This is a genomic window from Modestobacter sp. DSM 44400 (assembly GCF_900107175.1).
GTDB lineage: Bacteria > Actinomycetota > Actinomycetes > Mycobacteriales > Geodermatophilaceae > Modestobacter.
In genome coordinates, this window is the sequence record NZ_FNOZ01000112.1 from 1 (window position 1) to 4,458 (window position 4,458).

General features: G+C 69.8%; 4 protein-coding genes and 4 pseudogenes. 2 read left to right on the top strand and 6 right to left on the bottom strand.

Features of this window, described 5'->3' with window-relative positions; all coding sequences use genetic code 11:
* Positions 1-179: pseudogene (locus tag BLW04_RS26350) on the bottom strand (IS256 family transposase); the annotation flags it as partial.
* Between the two features lie 161 nt (positions 180-340).
* Here BLW04_RS26350 and BLW04_RS24795 point away from each other — a divergent pair.
* Positions 341-673, top strand: coding sequence for an ACT domain-containing protein (locus BLW04_RS24795; RefSeq protein WP_091548240.1), 333 nt, complete (start codon positions 341-343; stop codon positions 671-673).
* A 28-nt stretch (positions 674-701) separates the two neighbouring features.
* Here BLW04_RS24795 and BLW04_RS26355 read toward each other — a convergent pair.
* Positions 702-998, bottom strand: a pseudogene (locus BLW04_RS26355) (integrase core domain-containing protein); the annotation flags it as partial.
* Between the two features lie 28 nt (positions 999-1,026).
* Here BLW04_RS26355 and BLW04_RS24805 point away from each other — a divergent pair.
* Positions 1,027-2,421 (top strand): annotated as a pseudogene (locus BLW04_RS24805) (IS30 family transposase).
* A 34-nt stretch (positions 2,422-2,455) separates the two neighbouring features.
* Here BLW04_RS24805 and BLW04_RS29000 read toward each other — a convergent pair.
* From BLW04_RS29000 to BLW04_RS24825, 4 genes and pseudogenes are all read right to left on the bottom strand, one after another.
* Positions 2,456-3,390 (bottom strand): annotated as a pseudogene (locus BLW04_RS29000) (IS3 family transposase); the annotation flags it as partial.
* 60 nt (positions 3,391-3,450) lie between these two features.
* A complete protein-coding gene (locus tag BLW04_RS27195) occupies positions 3,451-3,606 on the bottom strand; it encodes a hypothetical protein (RefSeq protein WP_175484289.1) in 156 nt (51 codons plus the stop codon).
* Positions 3,597-4,109 carry a winged helix-turn-helix transcriptional regulator gene (locus BLW04_RS24820; RefSeq protein ID WP_254781982.1) on the bottom strand — a complete coding sequence of 171 codons (513 nt, stop codon included), beginning with the start codon at positions 4,107-4,109 and terminating at the stop codon, positions 3,597-3,599. Before BLW04_RS24820 ends, BLW04_RS27195 begins: the two co-directional genes overlap by 10 nt.
* 29 nt (positions 4,110-4,138) lie before the next feature.
* The coding region (locus BLW04_RS24825) for an IS30 family transposase (RefSeq protein ID WP_091548200.1) at positions 4,139-4,458 on the bottom strand (320 nt) is incomplete at its 5' end.

Genomic DNA, 4,458 nt, shown 5'->3' on the forward strand with positions numbered 1-4,458 from the left:
GACACGTCGGCCTCCATCAGCGCGCTCATCACCTGCATCCCGGCGCCGACCGCCAGGGCCAGCAGTCCCTCCTGCATCGACTCGGCGATCTCAGCCATCGCCACGCTCACCCGCTCGGGCACGGCCACCTTGGGGGCGTCGGGTGTGTCGGTCTTGGTCTTCTGGTAGGTCTTGCTCACGGCGATCCCCTGTTCGGATGGTGTCTTGGCGGACGCCCAACACCTACCTCACGGCCGGTGCGGGCGGGGGACCGCCACCTCAAGTTCCACGAGACCCGGGACAACCTCTTGGCGAGACTTTGTGTCCGCGAATTGAAAACCACGGCCGGACAGGAGACGCCATGGCCGCCCCGACCCCCGGATACTCGATCACTCTGCGCGTCGAGACCAAGCCGTCAAGCGAGGCCACGGCCCAGCTGTCGCGGGTCGTCGTCTCTGCCGGTGGCGCGTTGACCGCTCTGGACGTGTCGGAATCGGCGCACGACCGGCTGGTCATCGACCTGTCGTGCGACGCTGTCGATGTCGCTCATGCCGGACAGATCACCGGTGCCATCGGGGCGCTGGGGGCGTTTATCGTCCGCAAGGTCTCCGACCGGACGTTCCTGCTACACCTCGGCGGCAAGGTCGAGGTGACGCCGAAGGTGTCGCTGCGCCACCGCGACGAAGGGCCTTGACCCCTGATCGTGGACACGCGATGTGTGCCTACGCGGCGGTCTGCAGCGTAGTGGTGGTCCAGCTGGTCTCGTAGTCGTTGGGGCTGATCTGGCCGCAGGCGGAGTGCCGGCGGCGGGTGTTGTAGCGGCTGGCCCAGGCGAACACTTCGCGGCGGGCCTGAGCGGGGGTGTGCCAGCCGGCCGCGCCGGCGAGGGTCTCTCGCTTGAGGGTGGCGTTGAACGACTCGGCCAGCGCGTTGTCCGCGCTGGACCCGACCGCGCCCATCGAGCGGGCCACTCCGAGCCGGTCACACAGCCCGGCGTGGGCCCGGGACGTGTACTGGGCGGCTTCAAGTGGTCGTCGCAACACCCCGATGAGCAGGGGTGTGACGATGGGACGAACAGCAGCGTGGGTTTCGACGAAGACGGGCCGACCGCCGATGCGCTCGCCGGGGCGGCCACCGCCGGGGCGTGATGTGGAGCGGGCGTTCTGGGTCAAGATCGCTGAGGGTCTGACCAGTGAGGACGCAGCGGTCGCCGTCGGGGTGTCCGGGCCGGTGGGGACGCGGTGGTTCCGGCAGCGGGGCGGCATGCCCGCCGCCGTCGGGCCAGTCCCGCCGTCGGGCAGGTATCTGTCGTTCGCTGAGCGGGAGGAGATCGCGCTGCTGCGCGCACAAGGCGGCGGCGTGCGAGATATCGCCCGCCGGATCGGCCGGGCGGCGTCGACGGTGTCGCGGGAGTTGCGGCGCAACGCCGCCACCCGCGGTGGCCGGCTGGAGTACCGCGCCTCGATCGCGCAGTGGAAGGCCGAACGGGCCGCTCGGCGTCCCAAGTCGGCCAAGCTGGTCGAGAACGACCGGCTACGCGAGTACGTGCAGGACCGGTTGTCCGGGGTGGTTCGGCGCCCGGACGGGACGCCGGCGTCCGGGCCGGACACGGCGGCGTGGAAGGGCCGGAACAAGCCGCGACGTCAAGACCGGCGGTGGGCGACGGCGTGGAGCCCGGAACAGATTGCGCACCGCCTGCCGATCGATTTCCCTGACGACGGGTCGATGCGGATCTCCCATGAGGCGATCTACTAGGCCCTTTACGTGCACGGTCGCGGCGCGCTCACCCGTGAGCTGGTCGCCTGCCTGCGCACCGGCCGGGCGCTGCGGGTGCCCCGGGCCCGATCCCGGCAGCGAGCTCACGGCCATGTCACCGCCGAGACGATGATCGGTGCCCGGCCGGCCGAGGTCGCCGCCCGGGTCGTACCCGGCCACTGGGAACGCGACCTGATCATCGGCACTGATCGGTCGGCGATCGGCACCCTGGTCGAGCGCACGACCAGGATCACCATCCTGGTGCACCTGCCACGGATGGCCGGCTACGGCATCCACCCCCGGGTGAAGAACGGGCCGGCGCTGGCCGGCTACGGCGCCCAGGCGATGCGCGAGGCGCTCGCCGCGAAGATCAGCGATCTGCCGCCGCTGCTGCGTCGTTCGCTGACCTGGGACCGCGGCAAGGAACTCGCCGCGCACGCGCAGCTGACCGCCGACACCGGTCTGGCGGTGTACTTCGCCGACCCGCACAGCCCCTGGCAGCGCGGCACGAACGAGAACACCAACGGCCTCCTGCGCCAGTACTTCCCCAAGGGCACCGATCTGTCGCGGTGGAGCTCCGCCGAACTCGACGCTGTCGCCGCAGGCCTGAACAGCAGACCCCGCAAGACCCTCGGCTGGAAGACCCCCGACGAGGCCCTCCACGAGCACGTACACTCAATCCACTAGGCAGGTGTTGCGACCACCGGTTGAGCCCGGTCTGGGCCCCGTGGTCGCTGTGGAAGATCGCCCCGGCCAGACTGCCCCGCACGCGGGCGGCCGCGGTGAGGGCGTCGGTGACCAGCTCAGTGCGCATGTGGTCAGCGATCGACCAGCCCACCAGACGGCGGGAGAAGCAGTCGATCACCGTCGCCAGGTACAGGTTCTGTCCGCCGCCGCAGGGCAGGTAGGTGATGTCCCCGACGTAGACGGTGTTTGGCGCCTGCGCGGTGAAGTCGCGTTCCAGCAGGTCAGGCACGAGCTGATCGGACGGCTCCGGGATCGTTGTGCGCACCCGGCGCCGCAGCCGGATACCGGTGATCTTGTTGGCGGCCATCACCCGGGCGACCCGCTTGTGGTTCACCCGCTCCCCGGCCGGCACGCCGTCGTTGAGCTCGGCGGTCACCCGCGGCGCCCCGTAGGCCCGGTCAGTGGCGTGCACCGCGCGGATCCGCTCGGCAAGCTCCCGGTCGGCCTGGGCGCGGGCGGCCCGCGCCGGGGCGCCGGCCTCCCAGGCGTAGAACGACGACCGGGAAATCTCCACGGTCCGGCACAGCCGCTTCACCTCGAAGGTGTGTCGGTGGTCGACGACGAACTGGAAGCGGGTCACCAGCGTGTCTCCCCGGCGAAATATTTGGCCGCCGCCCGCAGGATGTCCCGCTCGCTGTTCAGCTTCCGCTCGGACGCCTCTAGCTCAGCGATCCGGCCGCGGAGCCGGGCAAGCTCCCGAGCAGGCGTTTCCCCACCCGGCGGTGGATCGACCGGGGAGTCAAGTTGTCGGCCTCGGACGGGCACCCCTGCGGCCTTCAGCCACGTCGACAGCGTCGCGTCCATGATCTCCAGGTCTGCGGCGATGCCCACCACCGTCGCCCCCGGCGTCGACCGGTACAGCTCGACTGCGTCCCGGCGGAACTCCTCGGAGTACGTCTTCCTTGCCACCGTCTGATCTTCTCGCTTCCTCCAGGCCAGGCCTGGATTCAGCGTGTCCACGATCAGGGGTCAAGCCCCATTCGGCAGGTCGCTGAGGGCCGTCACGGCTTGATGCAGGAACGACGCGCAGCGCTGTTCGTCAATCGGGACCCGCTCGAGCCGGCGCGCCGCCATTAGCGCATCGACGGCGCGCTGCTGCGCGGTCGTCAGGGGGATCACTGCCACGGAACGTCTCCGAGGAGCGACACCGTCGGGCTGCGTCGGACCTGGGCGAGGAAGCCGCTGTGCTCCTCGAGCTCGTCGTGCGTCATGATCGTCGCGTTGACCTCACGGCCGACCTGTTCGCTGACCCGATGGCACGCTTCGTAGACCGCCATCGGGTGGGGGGCGCCCACCACCATGACGTCGATGTCGTTGAGCGCTTCACCGGGCTCGCCGCGCATCCGGGCGGCGAACGAGCCGAACAAGAATGCGGCCTGCACACCGGCGATGTCGCGCAGCCCGGCGGCCAGCAGCCGAACCGGCCCGGCAGAGACCAGCAGCAGGTTCCGGACCGGCTGGGCCAGCGGGGACTCGGGATTGGGGCGGATGAGTCGGGCCTGACCGACCCGCCGCTCGCTGATCAGCCCCGCCTCGAGCAGCCGGCGCACTTCTCGGTGCACCGTTCCGTAGGCCAGCCCGGCCCGCTCGGCGAGCTCGTTTAGGTTGAGCTCGTCCTTTCCAGACAAGAACAGCTCGGCCAGTAGGCGGGGCGGTTTCAGCCGGTGGTAGCAATCGGGCTGGTCAGGAGGTCGGTGAAGACTTCTGCTGGGGTTCGGTAGCCGAGGATACGGCGTGGTCGGTTGTTCAACTCGGCGGTGACGAGGTTGAGGTACTTCTGGTCGTCGGTGATCTCGGTGCCCTTGGGGAAGTACTCTCGGAGCAGTCCGTTGGTGTTCTCGTTGGTGCCGCGTTCCCAGGGTGAGTGGGCGTGGGCGAAGTAGACGTCGATGGCGGTGGCGAGGGTGAACGCGGCGTGCGCGGCCATCTCGGTGCCTTGGTCCCAGGTCAGTGAGGTGAGGAGCTGGGTGGGCATGT